The sequence below is a fragment of the Microcoleus sp. S36b_A4 genome (genome assembly GCF_036700645.1).
In the GTDB taxonomy this organism is placed as follows: Bacteria; Cyanobacteriota; Cyanobacteriia; order Cyanobacteriales; family Microcoleaceae; genus Microcoleus.
This window is the reverse complement of sequence record NZ_JAUBPI010000008.1, coordinates 25,680-48,281: the sequence shown is the minus strand read 5'-3', so window position 1 is coordinate 48,281 and position 22,602 is coordinate 25,680. Positions and strand designations below refer to the sequence as shown.

15 protein-coding genes are annotated in these 22,602 nt (G+C 43.6%); 12 read left to right on the top strand and 3 right to left on the bottom strand.

Annotation, left to right across the window (positions count from 1 at the left end; translation table 11 throughout):
• Positions 1-172 precede the first annotated feature (172 nt).
• From QUA03_RS04240 to QUA03_RS04195, 10 genes are all read left to right on the top strand, one after another.
• Positions 173-4,117: a PAS domain S-box protein gene (locus QUA03_RS04240; protein ID WP_445304834.1), complete on the top strand. Its 3,945-nt coding sequence runs from the start codon at positions 173-175 to the stop codon at positions 4,115-4,117.
• A 7-nt stretch (positions 4,118-4,124) separates the two neighbouring features.
• Positions 4,125-5,549 carry a response regulator gene (locus QUA03_RS04235; protein ID WP_333209951.1) on the top strand — a complete coding sequence of 475 codons (1,425 nt, stop codon included), beginning with the start codon at positions 4,125-4,127 and terminating at the stop codon, positions 5,547-5,549.
• A gap of 210 nt (positions 5,550-5,759) precedes the next feature.
• Complete coding sequence (locus QUA03_RS04230; RefSeq protein WP_333209949.1) at positions 5,760-6,152, top strand: response regulator; 393 nt, start codon at positions 5,760-5,762, stop codon at positions 6,150-6,152.
• Positions 6,149-8,707 carry a response regulator gene (locus QUA03_RS04225; RefSeq protein ID WP_445304833.1) on the top strand — a complete coding sequence of 853 codons (2,559 nt, stop codon included), beginning with the start codon at positions 6,149-6,151 and terminating at the stop codon, positions 8,705-8,707. The genes QUA03_RS04230 and QUA03_RS04225 overlap by 4 nt, the downstream gene beginning before the upstream one ends.
• Positions 8,682-10,340, top strand: coding sequence for an adenylate/guanylate cyclase domain-containing protein (locus QUA03_RS04220; protein ID WP_333209945.1), 1,659 nt, complete (start codon positions 8,682-8,684; stop codon positions 10,338-10,340). Before QUA03_RS04225 ends, QUA03_RS04220 begins: the two co-directional genes overlap by 26 nt.
• Positions 10,341-10,528: 188 nt before the next feature.
• A complete protein-coding gene (locus QUA03_RS04215) occupies positions 10,529-11,044 on the top strand; it encodes a DUF1499 domain-containing protein (RefSeq protein ID WP_333209943.1) in 516 nt (171 codons plus the stop codon).
• A gap of 390 nt (positions 11,045-11,434) precedes the next feature.
• Complete coding sequence (locus QUA03_RS04210; protein ID WP_333209941.1) at positions 11,435-12,298, top strand: DUF2382 domain-containing protein; 864 nt, start codon at positions 11,435-11,437, stop codon at positions 12,296-12,298.
• A gap of 223 nt (positions 12,299-12,521) precedes the next feature.
• Positions 12,522-13,415, top strand: coding sequence for a DUF2382 domain-containing protein (locus QUA03_RS04205; RefSeq protein WP_333209939.1), 894 nt, complete (start codon positions 12,522-12,524; stop codon positions 13,413-13,415).
• A 289-nt stretch (positions 13,416-13,704) separates the two neighbouring features.
• Positions 13,705-14,190 (top strand): glutathione peroxidase, encoded by a 486-nt coding sequence (locus QUA03_RS04200; protein WP_333209937.1) that lies wholly within the window; start codon positions 13,705-13,707, stop codon positions 14,188-14,190.
• Positions 14,191-14,687: 497 nt separating this feature from the next.
• A complete protein-coding gene (locus QUA03_RS04195) occupies positions 14,688-15,149 on the top strand; it encodes a VOC family protein (protein WP_333209935.1) in 462 nt (153 codons plus the stop codon).
• Positions 15,150-15,242: 93 nt separating this feature from the next.
• Here QUA03_RS04195 and QUA03_RS04190 read toward each other — a convergent pair whose 3' ends face one another.
• Positions 15,243-17,828, bottom strand: a complete 2,586-nt coding sequence (locus QUA03_RS04190; RefSeq protein WP_333209933.1) for a PAS domain S-box protein — start codon at positions 17,826-17,828, stop codon at positions 15,243-15,245.
• A gap of 102 nt (positions 17,829-17,930) precedes the next feature.
• On the opposite strand from QUA03_RS04190, the gene QUA03_RS04185 reads away from it, so the two are divergent.
• On the top strand, positions 17,931-18,188 hold the full coding sequence (locus QUA03_RS04185) for a hypothetical protein (RefSeq protein WP_333209931.1): 258 nt from the start codon (positions 17,931-17,933) through the stop codon (positions 18,186-18,188).
• Between the two features lie 590 nt (positions 18,189-18,778).
• On the opposite strand, the gene QUA03_RS04180 is transcribed toward QUA03_RS04185, so the two are convergent.
• On the bottom strand, positions 18,779-20,917 hold the full coding sequence (locus QUA03_RS04180) for an ATP-binding protein (RefSeq protein WP_333209929.1): 2,139 nt from the start codon (positions 20,915-20,917) through the stop codon (positions 18,779-18,781).
• A 147-nt stretch (positions 20,918-21,064) separates the two neighbouring features.
• Positions 21,065-21,409, bottom strand: coding sequence for a slr1659 superfamily regulator (locus tag QUA03_RS04175; RefSeq protein ID WP_333209928.1), 345 nt, complete (start codon positions 21,407-21,409; stop codon positions 21,065-21,067).
• Between the two features lie 539 nt (positions 21,410-21,948).
• Here QUA03_RS04175 and cynS point away from each other — a divergent pair.
• Positions 21,949-22,392: a cyanase gene (gene cynS / locus QUA03_RS04170; RefSeq protein ID WP_333209926.1), complete on the top strand. Its 444-nt coding sequence runs from the start codon at positions 21,949-21,951 to the stop codon at positions 22,390-22,392.
• The last annotated feature ends 210 nt before the right edge of the window (positions 22,393-22,602 follow it).

Below are 22,602 nucleotides of genomic sequence, written 5' to 3'. Positions count from 1 at the left end.
AAAAACTCTGAGTAGAAATACGCTATTTTGATATGAATTGATCGACGGTACTGTCGTCAGTAAACTACAGCATAAGGAGAAAAGGAAGGGCAAAGGGAACATAATTTACACTTAAAACTCCCAACAATTACCAATGCCCAATTCCCAATGCCCAATTCCTCTGAGGATGAATATGTTTCCTAAGCCCCTCAATCGTTTGGCTACAAAAATTATCGGCAAAGTTCCATTACAAACGGTGCTTGTGGTTCCTTTTTTAGTGCAAATTGTCGGCACGGTAGGACTTGTAGGTTGGCTATCTTTCCAAAACGGTCAGCGAGCAGTCAACGATGTTGCCGCTCAGTTGCGGGGAGAAATTAGCGATCGCATCAAAGACCGCATGGAACATTATATGTCAATTCCCCACATTGTCAATCACCTGAACGTTCAAGGCATAAAACTGGGGCAGTTGAACCTAGAAGACAAGCAAAAACTAGAACATCATTTCCTCGAACAAATTCAATATTTTGATTCTATCAGCATCATTTACACAGGCAAAGAAAATGGAGAACACTCTGGAGCAATTCGCACTAAAGATGGGATTTTGATATCGGCTGCTGACAGCTCTACTGGCAATAAATTAGCTCGATATACTGCCGACTCTCAGGGAAATCGCGTTCAATTAGTGCAAATTTCACTCAATATTTACGATCCGCGAACTCGTCCTTGGTACCTAGCTGCCGCTGCCGCAAAAAAACCTATTTGGACTCCAATTTATACAGATTTTTTGACCAGGGAACTGGCAATTACTGCTGCTTTGCCTATCTACGACGATGCTGGCAAATTGTTAGGAGTAGCTGGCAGCGATTTGCTCTTTTCCAGAATCAAAGAATTTCTGGTTAGCCTAAAAATAGGAAAATCAGGACAAACTTTTGTCATGGAGCGATCGGGGATGTTAATTGCCACTTCAACGGCGAGTCCAGAATTCGTGGTGGAAGGTAAAGAAACCAGGCGCATTAAAGCTTCAGAAAGCGAGAATCGGGTAATTAGCCAAACTGCACAATATTTAGATAAATCCTACGATAGCTTAGCTAAAATCAATAATTCTCAACAACTTACTTTTGATGTTGATGGCAAGCGAAATTTTATTCAGGTAGCTCCTTTTAAAGACGATCGAGGGTTGGATTGGCTGATTGTAGTAGTTGTGCCAGAATCGGACTTTATGGAACAAATTAACGCCAATACGCGCACGACTTTTTTGCTGTCGGTTGCAGCTTTGATTGGGGCGACAATTCTGGGGATTCTTACTGCTAAATGGGTGGTGCGGCCGATTTTAAGATTGAATGCGGCGGCGAAAGCTTTGGCACGGAATGAATGGGAGACAAAGCTCACTCTCAATCGCCAAGACGAACTCGGAGAACTTGCCGCTTCTTTTAACAGCATGGCCGAGCAATTGCAGCATTCATTTACTTCTCTTTCGGAAAGTGAAAACCGAGTCAAACAATTTTTCAATGCAGTACCGCTAGGCATTTTTATTGCAGAGCCAAACGGTCAACCTCACTACATTAATCCTATAGGAGAGCAGCTTTTAGGTCAAGGAATTGTGGCAACAAATTCCGAAAATTTGCGCCAATCCTACGGAGCTTATTTAGCTGGCACTCAGGAAATTTATCCGGCGGAACGCGACCCAATGTTAAATGCTTTGCAGGGCAAAAGTGTCACTGTTGATGACATTGAAATCTCCTCGACGGACAAAACTATCCCCCTGCAAATTTCGGGAACTCCTATTTACGACGCCCAAGGAAATATTATCTATGGAATGTGTGCTTTTCAAGATATTACGGAACGCAAACTAGCGGAGAAAGTATTAAAGGAATACAACGACAATTTAGCAGTGCAAGTGGCCGAACGTACCGCCGATCTTGCCAAGGCAAAAGAAAAGTTTTCTAAAGCTTTTCGTTTAAGTCCTAATGCGATTACCCTGACGAGAATCAGCGATGGTCGCCACATAGAAGCCAATGAGAGCTTTTGTCGGATGATGGGGTACAGTCACGAAGAAATCATTGGCAAAACAGCGGTAGAACTCAATTTTTGGGCGAGTTTGGGAGAGCGAGATCGCATGATTCAAATGTTAAAAAACAAGACGGCTCTTCACAATTATGAGCTGAGATTTCGCAATAAAAATGGTACAGAAAGAACAGCACTGCTGTCGATAGAAACCATCGATATTGACGAAGAAGCTTGTTTTTTGTCGATTTCTAGCGATATTACCGAGCGCCAAAAAGCAGAAACTGCCCTCCGGGTAGCAGAAGAAAAGTACCGTAACATTTATGAAAATGCTTTGAATGGAATTTTTCAAACTGCTATCGACGGGAAATATATCAGCGCTAACCCCGCTTTAGCTAACATCTACGGTTACGACTCGCCTGCGGAATTAATAGCAGCACAGCCGAATTTCTATAACCAGCTTTACGTGAAACCGAACCGCCGCGACGAATTTGCAGCGCTGATGAACGAGTACGGGATACTATCAAACTTTGAATCGGAAATCTACCGCAAAGATGGCAGCATAATCTGGATTTCGGAAAATTGTCGAGCTGTCTGCGATGAAGCAGGAAATCTACTTTACTACGAAGGTTTTATTAAAGACATTACTGATAACAAACAAGCGGAAATCAAACTGCAGCAGGCGAAAGAAGCTGCCGAAGCAGCAAACAAAGCGAAGAGTACGTTTCTCGCCAATATGAGCCACGAATTGCGATCGCCCCTAAACGCGGTTATCGGCTTTGCTCAAGTCATGCTTCGCAGTAAAACGTTGTCTCAAGAAAATCAAGAAGATGTTGGAATTATCCTGCGGAGTGGTGAACATTTACTGGCTTTAATTAACCAAGTTTTAGACTTGTCAAAAATCGAAGCCGGACGCACGACGATTAATGAGAAACACTTCGATTTGTACCAACTAATCGACGATTTAGAAGATATGTTTGCTCTCAAAGCTGAGCAAAAAGGTTTGCAGTTAATCTTCGATAGAGACGCCGAAGTTCCCCATTACATTTGTACTGATGAAGTTAAATTGCGGCAAGTCTTAATTAATTTGCTAAATAATGCAATTAAATTTACTTCAGAAGGGGGAGTGTCGGTGCAAGTCAAAGGGGGAAAGCGGAATATACATAAAAAAAGCACTGACCAATTACCCGGCCGCTACTGGCTGCATTTTGAAGTTCAAGATACTGGTGCAGGCATTGCTGCTGAGGAAATCCATCAGTTGTTTGAAGCATTCGTGCAGACGAAAACAGGTAAAGATTCTCAGGAAGGAACGGGTTTAGGTTTAGCTATTAGCCGCCAGTTCGTGCAATTAATGGGAGGTGAAATTACTGTTAGCAGCGAGATCGGAAAGGGTGCAGTATTTCAGTTTGATATCCAAGTTCATCTGGTTGAAGCTGCTGATATTGAAAGCAAAAAAACTCCACGTCGAGTGGTTGCCCTCGAACCGAATCAGCCGAGTTATCGCTTGCTAATTGTGGACGACAAACCTTTGAACCGCCAACTGTTAGTAAAACTTCTGAGTCCACTTGGATTTGAGTTGAGAGAAGCGAATAACGGTAAAGAAGCGGTTGATATTTTTATGGAGTGGGAACCGCATCTGATTTGGATGGACATGAGAATGCCTGTGATGGATGGCTATGAGGCAACGAAACAGATTAAAACTACAACTGGCGGGCAAGCAACGGCGATTGTAGCCTTAACTGCTAGCGTTTTGGAGGAAGAACGGGCGGTGATTCTTTCGGCGGGTTGCGATGATTTTATGCGGAAACCATTCCGAGAGGAGGACATTTTTGTGGCAATGGGAAAACATTTAGGAGTACGCTATATTTATGAAGATCCAACCGCAGTAAGTGCCACAGGTGTAGAGGAGTCAAGTCAAGAGGTGCTGACACCGGAGGCTTTCGCCTCTCTTTCTCCAGACTGGATAGCCCAATTCAAGCAAAATATTTTGAGTGTGGACATGGAGGCGATCGCAACTTCGATCGCACAAACCGGCACTGTCAATCCCTCTCTTGCGGGCAAGCTTCAAGATTGCATTAATAATTTTGAATATGACAGAATTTTGAACATAATAGAACTCAGCGAGAAACAGTAAATACCCGATGACTTCAACTTCACCTAAAACCAATCGAGCTAATATTTTAGTTGTGGATGATACGCCAGAAAACCTGCGGTTGCTGGCAGGAATTTTGAGCGAAAAAGGCTATCAAGTTCGCCCGGTTCCCAATGGCAAACTAGCATTGTCTGCATCTCAAAAAATACCCCCGGATCTAGTGCTGCTGGATATTATGATGCCGGAAATGGACGGCTATCAAGTTTGCCAGCAACTCAAAGCTTCTGAAATAACTAAAGACATTCCTGTTATTTTTATTAGTGCGATCAATGACGTGCTGGATAAAGTTAAAGCTTTTGCAGTTGGCGGAGTTGACTTTATTACTAAACCGTTTCAGGTTGAAGAAGTTTTAGCCCGGATAGAAACTCATTTAAAAATTTGTTCACTGCAACAAACTTTGCAAGAAAAAAATCAAGATTTAGCAACGGCACTGCACCAACTGCAAGCCACTCAAGAGCATTTGATTCAATCGGAAAAAATGGCAGCCCTGGGACAACTGATTGCCGGCATTGCCCACGAAATCAATACACCCCTGGGCATTATAGGTTCCTCTATTAATAATATAGCTAATTTTTCCGAAGAGTTTTTAGAAAAATTTCCTGAAATTTATCAACAACTTTCGGAGGAAAGCAAAGCTTATTTTTTAGCTTTACTGTACAGAGCAACCCATCAAGAAGTTTTATTTACAAGCAGAGAGAAACGGAAATTTAAGCAGCAGTTGACGGGGAATTTGATTGCAGAATATGTTGACAACCCGGAGGAAATTGCGGATACTTTAGTAGACATGGGAATCTACGAAAACATAGAAGATATCTTGCCACTTTTTAAATCCCCGGATTGGGAAGTAGTTTTAAATAGTGCTTACCAGTTTGCGAGCTTTAAAAAAAGTATTAGCCTGATCCAAAGAGCGACAGCGAAGTCGGGGAAAGTAGTATTTGCCTTAAAAACCTACGCTCATTTTGATAGCCAACCAGAAAAAGTCCAGGCGAACTTGCACGATGGCATTGAAACGGTGTTAACTCTTTATCAAAATCAACTGAAACACGGTATAGAAGTAGTTAAAGATTATGGAGATTTACCAGACATTATGTGCTATCCCGATGACTTAAATCAAGTTTGGACGAATCTTGTTCATAATGCCTTGCAAGCAATGGATTATAAAGGTATTTTAACTATTGAAACTCGGCAGCAAGAGGCAACTATTTTCCTCAAGTTTACTGATAACGGCAAAGGTATTCCCTCAGAAGTTATTTCCAAAATTTTTCAGCCGTTTTTTACAACTAAATCTGCAGGCGAAGGTAGCGGTTTGGGATTGGATATTGTAAGAAAAATTGTGGAAAAACACCAAGGCACAATTGCTGTAGATTCTGTACCGGGGCAGACAACTTTTACAGTATCGCTGCCAATTTATTAAACAAAACTTACTTGCAGGGGGCTAATTCGCGGTGGCAGTCATCGCTGTCTCGCTGACAAACACAAGATTTATTACAAGAAACCGGGTTTATCTTCGGAAGTCCTATTAAAATAAGATAGGAGACAGATATCCTGCATACTTGGCGGAAATCCATAATGTAAAAGCAACTCATGTGGGTAAACCTACTAAAATTTAAGCAGAGAGGAAAAGATGAATAAGCCTATAATTCTTTGCGTTGATGATGAACCGGATATTTTGAATACTCTCAAGATTCAGCTCAAAAAAGAATTTAAAAATGATTACTTTTATGAATTAGCTGAAAGTGGTGATGAAGCTTTAGGTTTACTGGAGGACTTTCAAGAAAAAGCTCAGGTGATTGTGGTTGTTTCTGATTGGCTGATGCCGGGAATTAAAGGTGACGAACTTTTAATTAAAGTTCACCAAAAATATCCTAAAATTATTAAAGTGATGTTGACTGGACAAGCCGATGCAGCGGCTGTTCAGCGGGCAGTAGAAGAAGCAGATTTATACTGTTGTTTGTACAAACCCTGGCAAAGCAAAGACTTAATAGAGACTATAAAATCTGGCCTGGCTAAGTTATGAAAAAACCTGTGATTGTTTGTATTGATGATGAACCTGATGTTTTGAACAGTTTAAAAATTGAACTGAAAAAGGCGATCGGCGATCGGTGTATAATTGAAACCGCTGAAGGAGGGGCTGATGCTTTAGAGTTGCTGGCAGATTTGCAGGCAGATGAATACGAGATTGCTTTGGTGCTTTCCGATTATATCATGCCGGATATTAAAGGGGATGAACTGCTCAGAAGAATTCACGAAAGCTCGCCGGAGACGCTGACCATTATGCTAACGGGGCAAGCTGATTTGGAATCCCTGAGTAATGCTATTAAGTATGCTAAATTGTACCGTTATATTCCTAAACCTTGGCAAAATGAAGACTTAAAATTAACGGTAGTAGAAGCAGTTCACAGTTATTTGCAAGATCAAAAGTTAACAGATGAAATTCATAAGCGCCAAGAAGTAAACGAGGAGTTAAAGCTAGTAAATGAGGCGCTGTCTGCGAGTGAAAGCCGCCTGAGTCAATTTTTAGAAGCTTTACCAGTGGGGGTATCTGTTTATCATCCCGATGGTTCGATCGCCTATTTCAACCAGACAGCGAGGGATTTGCTGGGTGCAGACACTATCCCGGAAAGCACTGCGGAACAATTAGCTGCCACTTATCAACTTTATGTTGCCAATACTGATGAGTTGTACCCGCCGGATAATCTGCCAATTTTGCGTGCACTGAAAGGAGAATCTGTCAAGGTTGACGATGTAGAAATCCGTCAAGATGGCAAAAGAATTGCGATCGAGATCAATACCACGCCGATTTTTGACGCTACCGGAAATATTGTTTATGCGATCGCAGCTTTTCAAGATATTAGCGATCGCAAACAAGCCGAAAAAATACTAGCAGATTACCACCACACCTTAGAAGCCCAAATTGACGAACGCACAGAACAACTGCAACAAGCCGCATTAGCTGCTGAAGCAGCAAACAAAGCTAAAAGCACGTTTATTGCCAATATGAGCCACGAGTTACGCACCCCTCTCAATTCTATACTCGGCTTTGCACAAATCATGGAACCCAGCCCGGATCTTACTGTAGAAAACCGAGAAAATATGAGAATTATTCGCCGTAGTGGCGAACACTTGCTTACCTTGATCAATGAAGTCTTAGACTTGTCAAAAATCGAAGCGGGGCGGATGACACTCAACCCGAAAAACTTTGACCTCTACCGCTTGCTTGACGATTTGCAAGATATGTTTCAACTGCGAGTCCATAATGAAGAATTGCAGTTGCGTTTCCAGCGCGATGCTGACGTTCCTCAGTACGTGCGAACCGATGATATTAAACTGCGGCAAGTGCTGATTAATCTTCTGAGTAATGCGATTAAGTTTACCCAAACAGGCGAAATCATCTTAAGAGTTATAAAGTTAGATAAATCTGGATTTCTGGATTTATTGGATAGTCCCACAGCTTGCTTTGATACTACAAGAAGCATTCGGGATTTTTCGAGAACTAGCAGTGATTTTGCCAAGGTTGAATGCAGCGATGAGGCTGAGGATTCAACAGTGCCTAGTTTTTTCCTTCTCTTTGAAATTGAAGATACAGGATTTGGCATTGCTCCCGAAGAATTGGGCAATATTTTTAAGGCTTTTGTACAAACAGCTTCCGGTCAAAAAACTCAGAAAGGCACGGGTTTAGGATTGAAAATCAGCCGTCAATTTGTCCGCCTGATGGGAGGAGAAATTGTCGTAGAAAGTCAACTGGAACTTGGCACCACTTTTAAATTTGAAATTCCAGTCAGTGCAGTTGATGTTGGTGAGATTCCCGATCCGGAACTTAACCGCGAAGTTAGTGGGTTGGAACCCAATCAACCGTGCTACCGGGTTTTAATTGTGGACGATCGCGAAGACAACCGCCAACTTTTAGTCAAAATGCTTTCTCCTTTGGGTTTCGCGCTGGAACAAGCCACCAACGGTCAGGAAGCAATAGAAATGTGGGAAAATTGGCATCCGCATTTAATTTTGATGGATGTGCGAATGCCAGTGATGGACGGCTACGAAGCTACTAAACAAATTAAGGCGAGAATCAAGCAGAGAGAGCAAGAGGGGGAAATGAATATTTCCCATCCCGACTCCCCGATTCCGAAGATTATTGCTTTGACAGCTAGTACAATTGAAGGAAGGCAAGCGTTTGCTTTACTGGTCGGCTGCGACGATTTTATTAGCAAACCTTTCCGCAAAACAGATATATTTGATACCCTGACCAAACATTTGGGGGTTAAGTATCTGTACTCTAACTCAACGGACTTTATCTCAATAGGCGATCGAAATAATTTATCTGGCTCCCTCCCTAATGCTGCGCTTGCTTATTTACCTACACTTCCGGCACAATGGATAGACAACATAAAGCAGGTAATCCGCAGTGCTGATTTTGACTTAATTGTCAGGACAATCGACGAAATAAGGGAGCCTCATCCTGAATTAGCGGAAATCCTCCAGGGTCATCTCGATAATTTTGATTACCAGAAAATTCTCAATTTAATTGCCGAGGCGGAGGAATCAGATAATGCAGATCAAGGCGGAACAAACTGAAAACTATCAAGCAGATATTTTAGTAGTTGACGATACGCCAGATAATCTGCGTTTGTTGATTAGAATTTTGCAAAAAAATGGCTATAAAGTTCGACCCGTTACTAATGGTTTTTCGGCGTTAGATGCAATTCAATCTAGCCCCCCCGATTTGATTCTGCTCGATATTATGATGCCTGATATTGACGGCTACGAACTATGTAAAAAATTAAAAGCACAATCGCAATTTAGGGAAATTCCCATAATTTTTCTCAGCGCGCTAGAAGAAGGAATAAATAAAGCACAAGCTTTTGAAGTGGGCGGAGCCGATTATATCACCAAACCTTTTCAGGTGAAAGAAGTCTTGGCGCGAGTGAGCAATCAACTTACTGTGCGTTCATTGCAAATGCAATTGCAAGAAAAAAATCAAAAATTGACTGCTCAAAATATCCAGTTGCACCAGGAAATAGCTGAACGCCACCAGGTAGAAATGGAAACAAGATTGCTGCTGCAGGCAACTCAAGCTATTAGCAAATCTGAGGATTTTGAGTCGGCTATAGATGTGATTTTAGGTTTAATTTGCCAAACTATTGAATGGAATCTGGGCGAAGCTTGGATTCCTTGCAGTGAGGGCTTTTTAAAATGTGCTACAGGCAGGTACGTCAGCGACTCCAGTTTTGCCGAATTCCGACAAACAAGTTGGCAGTTGATTTTTGCTCCCGGTGTGGGACTCCCAGGTAGGATTTGGCAGTCGCAGCAGTCTGAATGGATCGATGATGTTTCTACTGCACCGGAACAAGTTTTTTTACGAGCGGAAATTGCGGTGAGTGTGGGATTGAAAGCGGCTTTTGGGGTGCCAATTTTGGCGGACAATCAAGTGTTAGCTATTTTGATTTTTTATCGCGAAAAAGTTCTGAAATGTCAGCCTCGCTTGTTGGAATTAGTGAGTGCGGTTGCTACGCAGCTAGGTTCACTGATTCAGCGGAAACAAGCTGAAGCAGCGCTGAAAGTGCAGCAAGAACAAACCGAGAAATTGCTTCTCAATATTTTACCGAAACCTATTGCAGATCGCTTACAAAAAGAGCAAAAGTTGATAGCGGATCATTTTGATGATGTGAGCGTCTTGTTTGCTGATTTGGTGGGTTTTACAGAGTTTTCGGCTCACAAAAGTCCGACGCAGTTGGTAGAAATTTTGAACGGGATTTTCTCGGAGTTCGATAGGTTGTCTGAATTGCACGGGTTGGAAAAGATTAAGACGATTGGGGATGCTTACATGGTGGTTGGGGGTTTGCCGACGCCGCGGGAGGATCACTCTGAGGCGATCGCACTTTTAGCTTTGGAGATGCAGGCAGCTTTGAGGAGATTTAATGCCAAAATGGGAGAAAATTTTCAATTGAGGCTCGGAATTCACAGCGGTTCGGTGGTGGCTGGAATTATTGGGATTAGTAAATTTAGCTATGATTTGTGGGGGGATACTGTTAATGTAGCTTCGCGGATGGAGTCGAACGGATTGCCGGGTAAAATTCAAGTGACGGCTGCGACTTATGAGCGTTTGAAAGAGCAGTTTGTTTTGGAAGAACGGGGTCATATCCCGGTTAAAGGTAAAGGAAGAATGCTGACTTACTGGTTAATTGAAGAACAAAAAAAATCTTTTTAAATTTTAGAGGTCAATTTCAATTAATATGAAAAGGAGACCAAATCTGGGTTTGCCATACCCTTTATGATTCGGCGGTTGAAACCGCTACTAGACAAACGAAGTCTGCCTTAGCAGACTAAGAAATAAAGGGGGTATTTAAGCCGGATTTGGTATTATATCCAACTTGCACTTTCTGGAGGGCTAATCCTTTGCAAACAGTTGAAACAAAATCGCCGACAGCGTTGAAAAGAGTCCTAGTTATTTTAATATCACTGCTAGCAGTAGCGGTACTGTCGATCGCTACTTTTATCGCTATACCCGGAGAAAAAACAATGTTTGCTGGAACAAGACCTGCCAATATCGGGATTCAGTCAGGAAAACTCGCAGCGTGCCCGAGTTCCCCCAACTGCGTCAGCAGCTTCAGTCAAGATGCCGAACACAAAATTGAGCCTTTGGCTTACACTTCGTCCCAGAGTGAAGCGATGGTAAAGCTAAAAGGGGTAATCGACTCCTATGGAAAAACTAAAATTATCACGGCAACTGATAATTACCTCTATGCGGAGTTCACCAGTGCTTTGATGGGGTTTGTTGATGACGTTGAATTTTTGGTAGATGATGCAGCAAAAGTCATCCATGTGCGATCGGCTTCCCGTCTGGGACAGTCGGATTTGGGAGTTAACCGCAGTCGGATAGAAGCTATCAGAACTCAATTCAATCAACTTTGAACTTAAAATTTCTAGCTTTCCTGAAGCCCCTCTCGTGCAAGATGAGGGGCTTTGATCTTTTGGTAATACTATGTAATGCTGATTTTTCACCACATAGTTAACAATTATTAACAGTAGGCACAATGCAAAGGAGTATCCTGCAAGGGTAGTAGGACCCAGCAAGGCAGTATCCTTACGGTTGGCTTTGAGTTTTAATACTTGTTATAAGATTGACGATTGTAGAGTTTTACAATCTTTAAAATAGCTGAGTGCGCTAGCATAGAAGCAGAGATGCCGTAGTATTCCTATAGTATTAAACAACCTAAATTATACACTTCTGACTTTAGGGAGAGGGAAGTTAGCGAATTAATTTCTACTATTAACTTAAGTAGAGCAAAGAGGAAAAAAAATATGGCACTTCAAAGATTAGCAGAATTTTATCCTAACTATCAGGAAGAGATATTTGCTGGAGACGACATCAAGGGATTTGATGTTTATGCTGGCGATTCTGATGAAAAAGTAGGCACGGTCTATGACGCTTTGGTTGATGACACTGGTCGTTTCCGCTATCTGGTAATTGACACCGGTATTTGGATTTTTGGCAAAAAAGTATTGTTGCCAATCGGCTCGGCTCGCTTCGACTATGGAGCCCGTCGCGTCCACGCCACAGGCCTTCGCAACAAAGCTCAAGCAGAACAATTGCCGGCTTACAATGAATTAGAAGCAGTAGATTACGATCGCGAAGAACAGGTAAGAGGCGTCTACCGCAATCAAGGAACTGCCGCCGCTGCAAGCACTGCAACTCCTGCTAGCTACGATCGCAGCAGCTACAACTACGATATCGACCGCCCCCTCTACGAAACCAACGAACAGCAGCACCAAAATCTCAAGCTTTATGAAGAACGCTTGATTGCCAACAAACACCGCGCAAAAACAGGCGAAGTAGCAGTTGGCAAGCGCGTGGAAACTGAAACAGCGCGAGCTTCAGTACCAATTGAAAAAGAACGAGTCGTAATTGATCGAGTAACCCCGGTAGAAGCAGGTCGAGTAGTTTCAGTCGGTGAGGCTGACTTCCAATCAGGGGAAGTTGCACGCATGGAAGTCTACGAAGAAACGGCCGACATTCACAAGGAAGCTTTCGTCCGGGAAGAAGTCAACGTCAGAAAAGAAGTTGTTCGCAGCACGGTTGAGGGCGAAGAAACCTTGCGTCGTGAAGAATTAGACGTTCAAACTGATGGAACTGCGGTTGTAGATAATAAAAATCCAAAGATCTAAACCAACCGCAACAGCTATTGCATAGGAATTGCGCCTTAATGACATAATTCTGTCACCGCGCAGGTTTGATTGGATTGGTAGCGATCGCGCAATTCCTATGTGAGCGGCGGGGGGGGGGTACAAAACTTGTCTAGTTTTGGCAACGTTTATCCACTTTCCCCGCCTTTACCAATTTCCCCTTACCAATTGATAATAAAAATCCCTAAGCAGGAAAGTTTAAAAAATGAACGGTCAAGCATCAGCAGAAAAGATAGCAACTGCCAAATCAATAACCCGTCTCAACCAGGTTCCTGAAAAAGTCAGAACGAAGCTAAAAAGTTTTACCGTCAAAGACAACCAAGGTCACTTGGTCGGCAAAGTTAAAGATGTCTATTTTGATGCTAACGGTCAGTTAAACTTTGTGGTGACCGGGCTAGGCAGCGAAAATACCCGCACTTTTTTATTAAGTATTAAGCTGCTCAAAAAAGTAGATTATCATCAAAAAGCGCTGTTTGTAACTATTAATTCGGATCAAGTCGATTTGCTGCCGTTCGTGTCGGCTAATGGCGAGCATCCGTATTTAGAAAATGCCTCTGGAACGCATAGTGAATTTAGCAACAGTGAGTTAACCAATCCCTCAACAGATATGTCAAATCTAACAGATGCCGAACTCACAGATCCAAATTTGGAGACAGATGAGGATGAGGAAAACTTCGATATTGTCGATCAAGAAGTAATTCGCCTGCTAGAAGAACGATTGGTGATCAATCGCAGCAAGCGCAAAGTCGGCGAAGTCATAGTGCGTAAAGAAATTGAAACTCGGATGGTACAAGTACCCATCCAGTGGGAAAAGCTGATTGTCGAACAAGTCGGCGACGATCCGAAGGTGTTGGCCGAAATAGATTTAGGCGAGGGAAACATCACCGGTATAGATTTGACGGAGGTTAAGAGCGATCGCCATGAACCGACAGTTAAGGCGGAATTTACCTCTGTGCAGAAAGCTAGCAAAATCTTAAATTCGATCGCCTCTCAACCTCGTCACGGTTGCGTCAAAGTTCGCCTAGAACTCGTTCTCGAAGACAAGCAACTTGAGGATACTTACCAAAAATGGATGACGGAACACCACTCAGAGAGTTAAAATATTCGTTCTTTTTGGTGTAGATTTTAGCTATTAGCGAGAAACTTAAATCTAATGGCTGACTTTGCCGATAGATGCTGTGGGAAAGTTCACCGCCGTCTACTAAGATCATGTTCGGTAAATTAATCGTGATTTTGGTAGAGGCGGGTTCACCAATATCTATAATATAAGCCTGATATCCGTCAACCCGCCCCGACCGGGCTATTTAAATTTTTAGCGATCGACCTCTCGACAAAATTGTAACGACTTGCGGTAAAATTGTGGTGGTCAAATTTAAAAGTATTTGAAAATGCCCAGCACAATCTCCGACATTAAAGTAAAAACGATCGCAGGCGAAGACAAGCAGCTAGGAGAGTACGCTGGCCAGGTACTCTTGATAGTTAATGTAGCTTCCAAATGTGGCTATACACCTCAATACAAAGGGCTCGAAGAATTGAGCAAGAAGTACAGCGCGGCTGGACTCCGTGTTTTAGGATTTCCCTGCAACGACTTCGGAGGTCAAGAACCCGGAAGTAATCCAGAAATCGTCAATTTCTGTACTACCAAGTACGGCGTAACCTTTGAATTATTTGACAAAGTACGCGCTAAAGGCACTCAGCAACACCCGCTGTACGCTAAGCTTACGAGTGCAGTCGATCCCAAGGGTGAGGTTTCCTGGAATTTTGAGAAATTCTTAGTTAGCAAACAGGGTGAAGTGGTTGCCAGATTCCGCAGCAGTGTTGGCCCCGATTCGCCAGAACTAATCGCTGCTATCGATCGAGAATTGGCGAAATAAGAAGTTCGGCAACTAAGCAGTGTACAGGATTTAACTGATTTAACGGATGGATGTTTAGGGAAGAGGGAAGGAATTAATAGGCTTTTTTTCCAATCAGTTGAAAGCTATTTTTTTCTTCTGCTCTTCCCCCTTGTGTGCAAGCACTAAACCATGAACAAATACCGATGATTGTATTTAATTGGAGAACTGTTTAATTTAATGGAAAATACATCGGGATTAGATTTAGTTGTAGGTGTACTTGCCTTCGCCATTCTGGCAGGTGGTCTGACCATGCTATTTGTAGGCATGGCATCGTTTCCCAAAGAAAAATAATACTAATGGATAGTATGTGCGATCGCACGACCCGAATAAAAGTGTTGGTAGTGAGGACTTCAGTCCTCATAGTAGAAATCGGAGGCTTCCACTCCTGACTACCCACTGAAAATGCTTATTTTACAGCAGACCATCTGAATAAATAAAACTGCTTTCAATTTGAACATTCGCAATTGATGACAATCATGCAAACTACCGAAAACAACGTCAAAATTGTCCTCGCGCCGGGGAATTTGCGCCGCGTTCACCATATCGCTTTAAACGTGCGCGACATGAAAGCTTCCCGCCACTTCTACGGTACAATTCTCGGCCTGCACAAACTAACAGGCACAGAAATTCCCGCAACTTTAACAGAAATGGTAGCCGCTGGTAAAGTCGCTAATTTCGTTACCCCAGACGGTACTGTTATTGACTTATTTTGGCAGCCAGACTTGGAACCGCCAAACCCAGACCCGGAGAAAGCTTTTACCCGCGCCAACCACTTAGCCTTCGACATCAATCCGGCTTTGTTCGATCGCGCTCTGGAAGTGCTAAAGTCTAATCAAATTGCGATCGATAGCGGCCCCGTCACTCGCGCTACAGGACGCGGCATTTACTTTTACGATCCTGATGGATTTATCATCGAAATCCGTTGTGATGCAGTTTAAACAGTCGCTATCGGGTTCTCTGTAGTCCGGGTACACCCTACATTTACTTTTTGGATTGCGGTAATCCGTAAACATCCTACCTTTAGAGTTGTTTTATTTTCCGTCTTGGCTAATAGGTTGCTTCGGCCAAGTAAACCGAAAAGTTGATCCCTCACCTTCGGCAGATTCTAGGGAAATAGTGCCCCCTTGACCTTCGACAATTTTTTTCACCAGCGACAAACCAATCCCAGTATTTTCAACTTTATCACGAGCTTCCAAGGTCTGAAAAATTACAAAAACTTTATCGTGATATTGAGGATCAATTCCCGGCCCGTCGTCCTCTACAGAAAATTCGTAAAAATCATCTAACTCTTTAACCGAGATTTTTACGTGACCCGATTCAGCTCGGTTGTGTTTAATTGCGTTGCTAATTAAATTAGAAAAAACCTGTTGCAACAGCAATATTTCTGTCACAAAAGTTGGCATTCCCGGTTCAACTTTCACCTCAAATCCAGAGGGTGGCGCCAACGAATCAATTATTTCGGCTAATAAATTCTCAACTTTTACCATTTCTGAAGGCACTTGAATTCGTCCGACGCGGGAATATTGCAGCAGTCCCTCAATCAAACCTTCCATCCTGTGAACTCTGCCACGCAGCAGGTTCATTTGGTGCAGAGTATCCTCTGTCATCGACTCGCTGAGGTCTTCTTCTATCCAACTGCTGAGATTGGCGATCGCCCTGAGTGGCGCTTTCAAATCGTGAGAAACTACATAAGCAAACTGGTCTAATTCTTGATTCCGCTTTCTTAAAACATTTGTCGTTTGAGCCAGATTTTGAGCTGTTAACCTCAATTCTTGAGCGCGCAACCGCAGCGATTCCTGCGCTTGTTTGCGATCCCTAATATCTTCAACCACACTCATCAGAAATTGAGTGCCATTTTGTTCTCGCAGCAGCGAAACCGTCAAGTTTGCCCACACCAACTCTCCGTCTTTGCGGATGTAGCGCTTTTCCAGAGAGAAATTTTCAATTTCTCCTGCTAACAATTGGCGCACAAGTTCCAGTTCACTTGCCAAATCTCCATGCCAAGTAATATCCTGAAATTTTTTCTCCAGCAATTCTGGGCGGCTGTAGCCCAAAATATCGCAAAGTTTTTGATTGACTAACAGAAATTTACCTTCCACACTCGCTTGCACCATGCCGACTGCCGCCTGCTCAAAAGTAGCGCGAAACCGCTGGGCGCTTTGGGCTAAAGCAATTTCTGAGCGTTTGCGATCGCTAATATCGTTGCTGATTTCCAAAATAGCAACCGGTTGATCTTGATCGTCGTACTGCAACGTCCATCGGCTTGCCACCGTTATTTTTGTCCCGTCTTTCTTAGTTCGCATCAGTTCTCCTTGCCAAGAACCCTTCTCGAAAAATACTTTTTGAATTACCTCAAAAGGTTGGGCCCATTCTGTTTGTAAAAGCTTGTGAATGTTTTTTCCTACTGCTTGCGACTTCCGCCAGCCGTAGAGCCACTTCGCCCCCAAATTCCAATAAGAAATCGCCCCATTCAAGTCTAGTACCGCGATCGTATCGTTGGCCAAATCCAGCATTTGCGCTTGCTTTCGCAGAGTTTCCTCGGCTTGTTTTCGTCCTCTGGCATCGCGGCATATCGCAATAAACAAATGTTGATTTGCCAGACGCATTTCGCTGATAGCTAACTCCATCGGAAACTTAGTTCCATCGTGGCGAATTCCAACTGTTTCTTGCTGGTAAGTCTTCAGCGGAGTATCTGGATGTAACACAAAATATTCGATCGAATAATCCCCCACGGTGCTGTAAGGCTGCGGTTGAGCTATCAGTCGCCGCAAGTTAGAGCCAATTATTCGATCGGCTTTCTCGCCAAAAATCTTTTCTGCTGCCTTATTAAAAGACTCAATATTTCCCCCTGCGTCCAAAGTGATAATCCCGTCAGCCGCATTGTCTACCACAGCTTGAATGCGACTTGTACTTTCTTCCAAGCCTGCTTCCCGCTTCCTCAACTCCTTCTCTAAAGCATCAAATAAATACCAGGAAGCCCCTGCGCCCAAACAGCCGAAAAGCAAACCAGCAACTTGCACAAAATTAGTGAAATCTATCAAACCCCGTCTTTGCTCATCTAGAGCTTTCTGGTAGGCTTCGCCGGCATTAGCAAACACATTAATTTTTGCACGCAGGTTATCCCTCCTCAATTTGCCTTGAGTGAACACCTCAATTATTTCCGGCGACTGCAGGCTTGTTGCCGAACTGTCGAGCTTATTCAAAGTGTTTTGCAAGAAATTTATATGCTGTTCGGTACTTTTTTTTATATCTTCAAATCGCTGAGCTTGCAGTTTGTTTTCTTGAACCATAACCTTGAGTTTAGCCAGCAGCGGAGGCAAACTCTTCTTGGCTTCTAAGTAGGGTGAGAGAAATGCGGGGCGCTTCGTCAAGCCGTAACCTCGAATGCCCGTTTCCGCATCCACCACAAGGGTTAACAAGCGGTTAGTTTCCTGAAGTATTGCCCTATTAGTATCTCCTCGCTCTCTTATCTGTATGGTAATGTCTCGGAGGGCTGCAATTGCCAGCAGGGAAGCAAACAGAAAAATAATGGGGATAGCAACGATGATTGTTCCCCGCTGGCGAATTGGTCGGTCTGTCCATACAAAGTGGAGGCAGCGATCGAGCAAATACTTCACGGATATTGCAGGAGAAAGTTTGCTGCCAGTATATCGCTTTTTGGCAGTTTAGGCTATAGATAAGTTTGTTTTGTTTGGTTTGACGATCGCCGGGGACTAACCGTGGAAACTAGATTAGACCCCTGCGATAGCTACCTGCTGACACTAACAGCAGATTTTTTGGCACGGTGTTTAAACGGAGGCAGGGAGAAAGAAAGGACTTTTTTCGACACCGAGACAGCAGGCGAAGCAGAAAGGATCGTTCCTGCTTTACCTTCGTTTTCGCCTTCGGCTTCTGCTTTGAAACTAGAGTCTGTTGCGCCAGTGTTTGGAACACTTGTAACTACAGTAGTCCACCTGCCTGTAGCCGGATCGCGATAACAGGTAAAAGGGTTTATTTTTAGCGGTTGACTGCAAGGTTTAATCATGTAGATGCACTCCTTTGATTCTGAGAAATTGTGCATTGCTTTCAGCAGCAGTGCTATCTCGCCCGTAGAAGCAGTATGAAGGCAAAAAGCAGAATTGTGTTTCTGCGTCCAGAGACTTTTGAAACTTCCTGATTTCCTGTTAAATTTTGCCTTCTACTGCTTCGCGACCATAGCATTACTTTTACCAAATTGCCTTTCTGGAAGCAACCCCCCACCGCCTTAATTAGGTTGAGGTGGGAATTGTGAATGCAGCGAGGCCCCCGATCGTGCCTGCAGGACAATCTTGGAATAATATAGGTATTCTAGGCTGAAAAAAAATGCTACTGTGTGATCGACAACAGAGGTCGATCGCGATCGGTGTCACAATTAAAAAGGGAATGGGTAATTGGTAATTGGTAATTGGTAATGGGAAAATTAGTAAGGGGAAATTCTTCCATCTTTTGCTATCCGTTAAAGCCGTTAAATCCGATCCACAATTTCTGGAAAATTCCCCACCCGTTAAATCCCTTAAATCTGCTACATTGCTAGTTACCCAACTTGCTTCTAATTAATATCAACTTTTGTCTTTAAATGAACAGTAAAAGTAGAGCCAACCTCCAACTCACTCTCAACAGTTATATCGCCGCCCATCATCTGGCAAAACAAGCGGCTAATGGCCAATCCTAAACCGGTGCCGCCGTACTTGCGAGTAGTCGAAGCGTCCCCTTGAATAAAAGGTTGAAACAAATTCTGTTGCTGTTCAGCCGACATTCCAATCCCCGTATCAGATACCTGCAAATACACCCAATCGCTATCGCCTGCTGGTTCGCGAGTCGCACTCAACAGCACCGTTCCACCTTCGGTAAACTTCAGGGCATTGGAGAGCAAATTGAACAGAATTTGCCGGACTTTAGTCAAATCTGCATACATCACTCCCAAATTTTCAGAGCAAGAAACTTGCAATTGATTGTGATTTTTTTCGACCAAAGGGTGCAAAGTTGCAACAACTTCTTCTATTAAATTACTGAGGTCAAATTTTTCTAAATAAAGCTCCATCCGACCTGCTTCTATCTTAGAAAGGTCTAGAATATCGTTAATTAAAGTCAGCAAGTGTTTGCCGGCGTTATAAATTTTTTGGGTATCGGGAATGAGCTCTTCGAGTCCCGATTCCCGTGCTTCTTCTTGTAGCATTTCGCTGTAACCGATAATCGCGTTGAGCGGCGTCCGCAGCTCGTGGCTCATATTGGCTAAAAAAGTGCTTTTAGCTCTCGAAGCTGCTTCAGCTTTGTGTAAGGCTTCTTGCAAGGCTATTTCGGCTCTTTTGCGTTCGGCAATTTCGATGCGGAGCAGTTTATTGGCGGTGGTGAGTTGAGTGGTGCGCTGATCGACGGTCATTTCTAGCTGCGCTTTGGCTTTGGAGAGTGCTTCCTGAGCCCGCTGGCGCTCAAATCCTTCGATCGCCAGTGCTACCAAATTTGCCAAAGAATCAGCGAAGGTGCGCTCCTCCAAAGCCCACTGGCGGGGCGCGCCGATATGTTCGAGAGAGAGGATGCCCACGATCTGGCCCCCGAGCCTAATTGCTACATTTAATATGGATGAATTCGGCTTGCTGGCATTTGGCAGCACACCGGAATGTTCGGCTAGGGAAGATGAGTGGGACAAATTTGTTGGTACAGAGTTTTGAGTCTTTGTCGGAGGTTCTAAACCATTGTCCAATCGCAAATTTTCGCCCGGTGCGTCGCCTTCAACATCTAAAATTGATAAATTTAAATCGCTTGCCGATATGCACTCCCGGCTCAAATGATTCTCTTGGGTGCGATCGTACACGTCGAGACAAACTAATTTGAGGTTGGGGATTTTAAACTTAGAATGATTAACCCCCTCGTTTGGATCAGGGGTAGCGGTCTCTGTATCTAATGGCTCTGTTTGGTTGTGGGCGAGCACTCTCTCCGTAAAATTTAGCTGCTGATCACTGGGGTAGCGATTTCCAAATCTTCCATGGTTGTAAAGCCAGACGCTGACTTTTTCCACATCCAAAGTCCGGGCAGCAGCCTCGGTAATTTCGCGAATTCCCACATTCAGCGCACCGCTGTTGAGAGTCCTCTGCCTACCTAGCTGCAACAAAGCCAAACTCTGGCGGCGGAGACGCTTTTCGCTTTCTTGGAGGGTTTGTTCTGCTTCCTTGCGCTGGGTGAGGTCGTACAAGACGCACAATGCCGTCTGCTGCCCGTTAAACACCAGCGACTGAACCGAGATCATCGCCCAGAAAGCGGTGCCGTCTGATTTTTTACAGTGGAGTTCGTAGTTTTGCAGGTATCCCTCTTTAGCAAGTGCCTCAAGTAGGTTTGGGCGATCTGTGGGGTTGAAGTAAAAGTCTGGAGTGCAGCAGCCGATCAATTTTTCTAGGGGTATGTTCAGGAGAGAAGCCAATTGAGCGTTCGCATACATAATTAAGCCGTCACAGAGGCGAGAAACTAATATCGGCACGGGAGTTGCCGAGGCGATCGCCCGAAACTGCTCTTCGCTGGAACGCAGCGCCAACTGAGCTTTGCTCAGCAAGTGAGCTTCCATCGTATCTGAATGTTCGGTGGTAGTCTCCAGCAAGATTTCTAGGTCAACCTTTTCGCGCTTCAAGTTTTCAAGTTCCGCACTCAGCCGCTGAACGTCGAAAAGTAGCTGTTCTGTCGATGGTTCTTCCTGCATAGCAATTGAAAATTGGTAATTTTTAGTCGGTTCTGAAGTTTTTTAGGGTTTTGTGCTAGTTTAACTATGACTTATTGCGATTAACTTCAGCCACCCTCATCTTGGTTCTCGGACTTAGCCGGGGATTCATGTTTACCTTTTTCGTTATTATTCCAATTCTAAGTGCAAGGAAGGCATCAGCCGCTGCAAGTTCTTCAGGGATTTTATCTGCCAGGGGATCTGTTTAGAACCTTTGATGGCGATTTGAATATTTTTTTGCTGGCGCACTTTGATCACAAATTTTGAGAAAATATTAATTCCAGAACTATTTAAAAATTCTAGCTTTCGCAAGTCTAGAGTAACGGTGTTTGGGCAGGAGTCAGCCACTTCGTTGAGCAGATCGACGATCGGTTCGTATTCTTCCGCCTGGCTGAGTCGGAACGAGCCGCTACAGGTGACTGTTTGCGTAGCGCGATCGTACTGGATCGTGTAATCTTTGGTCTGAATCTCCATACTTTTGTCAGTTGCCGGTTTTGAGTGGTAAAGGGGCTTTGGCGGAGGGAGCGAGGATTGATCTTCAGGCTAGCACGAGCAAAATTCAGCCGTTTGCCGAATGCCTTGGTTTGTGTAACTTTTATTACATATACTGCCAACTGTACCATTGCCACAGGGCAGCTATAGCGGTTCTCAGATAAATGAGGTATACAGAAACCCTGTATTGTCAAGCTTTCCAGGTCAAAATTCGTACCTCACCTTTTTGAGAAAGGCTATATGAGTTATTTTAGGATTTATCAGTTGTGTCAGTTGTGATACCAGTTGGCAAAAAGAATGCAAGTGTTGACTGGCTCCAAACCCTGATAGTCATCAGTCATTGCCAACCTAACATCTCAAATCTCAAATCTCAAATTGTATGAGTTGTGGGTTGACGAGAGCGGCTTTTGCTGATGATCCGAGCTATCAATTGGATTTTTTTCTCAACTTGGTATTGACAAAATCCCCAAAACATGAGAGATATTTCACATCTGACACTGGAGTGAAGGGGAGAATATTTAATGGCAATTTCAGGAATTACAGAAAAGCTTTTGGCTGCTAAAAAAGCTCAAGGAATTAGTTTTGCAGATTTGGAAAAAGTTTTGGGGCGCGACGAAGTTTGGATTGCGGCGGTTCTTTATCGTCAAGCTACCGCATCAGCAGATGAAGCCGAGAAAATTATCTCGGCTTTGGGGCTAGATAGCGAGACCGCTGCGGTTCTCTGTGAACCTGTCTTAAAAGGTTCTTTGGAGAACTCGGTTCCGGTTGACCCCCTGATTTATCGTTTTTATGAAATTATCCAGGTTTACGGGATGCCACTCAAAGCAGTGATTCACGAAAAATTTGGTGACGGGATTATGAGCGCGATCGACTTTACTTTGGATGTCGAGAAAGAAGCAGACCCAAAAGGCGATCGAGTGAAAATAATTATGTCAGGAAAATTTTTGGAATACAAAAAATGGTAAGCCCGTGCGGCTTTATTTTCAAGTGAAAATGAAAAATTTAAATTTGCTCGAATGACTTGTGACTAATGACTAAAGCCTCAAAAGTGTTAACTTAGAAATAGAGATCGCGAAGCTTGACTGGCTTGGGTGTCCGATCGGGAAACCCTTCTAGGGCAAAGCTAAGGTCGCTCCCGCGGCAACTTCCCCAGTCGAAACAAGCAACCGCAACCG

Excerpts from the sequence above, each read along its gene's own strand:
- QUA03_RS04240 (WP_445304834.1), top strand. The coding sequence starts at position 173 with ATGTTTCCTAAGCCCCTCAATCGTTTGGCTACAAAAATTATCGGCAAA.
- QUA03_RS04235 (WP_333209951.1), top strand. The coding sequence starts at position 4,125 with ATGACTTCAACTTCACCTAAAACCAATCGAGCTAATATTTTAGTTGTG.
- QUA03_RS04230 (WP_333209949.1), top strand. The coding sequence starts at position 5,760 with ATGAATAAGCCTATAATTCTTTGCGTTGATGATGAACCGGATATTTTG.
- QUA03_RS04225 (WP_445304833.1), top strand. The coding sequence starts at position 6,149 with ATGAAAAAACCTGTGATTGTTTGTATTGATGATGAACCTGATGTTTTG.
- QUA03_RS04220 (WP_333209945.1), top strand. The coding sequence starts at position 8,682 with ATGCAGATCAAGGCGGAACAAACTGAAAACTATCAAGCAGATATTTTA.
- QUA03_RS04210 (WP_333209941.1), top strand. The coding sequence starts at position 11,435 with ATGGCACTTCAAAGATTAGCAGAATTTTATCCTAACTATCAGGAAGAG.
- QUA03_RS04205 (WP_333209939.1), top strand. The coding sequence starts at position 12,522 with ATGAACGGTCAAGCATCAGCAGAAAAGATAGCAACTGCCAAATCAATA.
- QUA03_RS04200 (WP_333209937.1), top strand. The coding sequence starts at position 13,705 with ATGCCCAGCACAATCTCCGACATTAAAGTAAAAACGATCGCAGGCGAA.
- QUA03_RS04195 (WP_333209935.1), top strand. The coding sequence starts at position 14,688 with ATGCAAACTACCGAAAACAACGTCAAAATTGTCCTCGCGCCGGGGAAT.
- QUA03_RS04180 (WP_333209929.1), bottom strand. The coding sequence starts at position 20,917 with ATGCAGGAAGAACCATCGACAGAACAGCTACTTTTCGACGTTCAGCGG.
- QUA03_RS04175 (WP_333209928.1), bottom strand. The coding sequence starts at position 21,409 with ATGGAGATTCAGACCAAAGATTACACGATCCAGTACGATCGCGCTACG.
- cynS (WP_333209926.1), top strand. The coding sequence starts at position 21,949 with ATGGCAATTTCAGGAATTACAGAAAAGCTTTTGGCTGCTAAAAAAGCT.